The sequence below is a fragment of the Rufibacter sp. XAAS-G3-1 genome, from assembly GCF_013623775.1.
GTDB lineage: Bacteria > Bacteroidota > Bacteroidia > Cytophagales > Hymenobacteraceae > Nibribacter.
The window spans coordinates 1-704 of sequence record NZ_JABFAM010000048.1; the positions used below are offsets into that span (position 1 = coordinate 1).

1 protein-coding gene is annotated in these 704 nt (G+C 46.7%); it reads right to left on the reverse strand.

Translation table 11 applies throughout. The features are described 5' to 3' along the window. Positions 1–186: 186 nt before the first annotated feature. Positions 187–704, reverse strand: a 518-nt coding sequence (locus HHO50_RS20935) for a transposase (protein ID WP_181309095.1), incomplete at its 5' end; no start/stop codon positions are given.

Below are 704 nucleotides of genomic sequence, written 5' to 3' on the forward strand. Positions count from 1 at the left end.
GGGGAGTTCCACTCCCCTTCTTCTGCAACACCTGCCCGTGGTTCACGGCGGAGTAGGAACTCCGCAGCAGGCAGGTTCGGGAGTAGGAACTCCCGAACAGCAAAACAGCAAAAGAACAGCAAAAGGAAGCATTGTTCTTGAACAGCAAGTCAGCGTTGTAGCACTAGCAGATTAAATACATAAAGACTACTCCACCAAAATCACTTTTAGCAACCCCTTGCCACCGGCATAATCAACGGCTGAACTGTATACATACTGCTCCGGCTCCTGCACAATTTCCGCCCGAACCGGGTTTTGGTGGATGTAGTCTACTTTTTGTTGCAAAAATTCATTGGAATGGATTTCCTTGGCTTCGTTGCCGTCTTGCCAGAATTTAGAATGATGCGATTTAGCATGTACGGAAGCCGCAAACCGGAACCGGTGCAGCATCCATTCTTTCCGGCTTTCATTTTCTACTTGGATGGCTTCGGTGATTTTCCGGCTCGTGAACTGTTTAAAGTCCCGGAGGATATCAGATAAGTTCTTTCCCTCTTTAGCGGAAGCAATTACATGAAGATGGTTACTCATCAGGCACCACGCATAGACCTCTAAGCCTTTCTTTTCTTGGCTGAATTTCAACGACTCTAGAACGATGTGCCTGTAAACGGGTCTTGTAAAAACATCTATCCAGTCTACCACTGTTAAGGTTAGGTAGTATAGGTAGC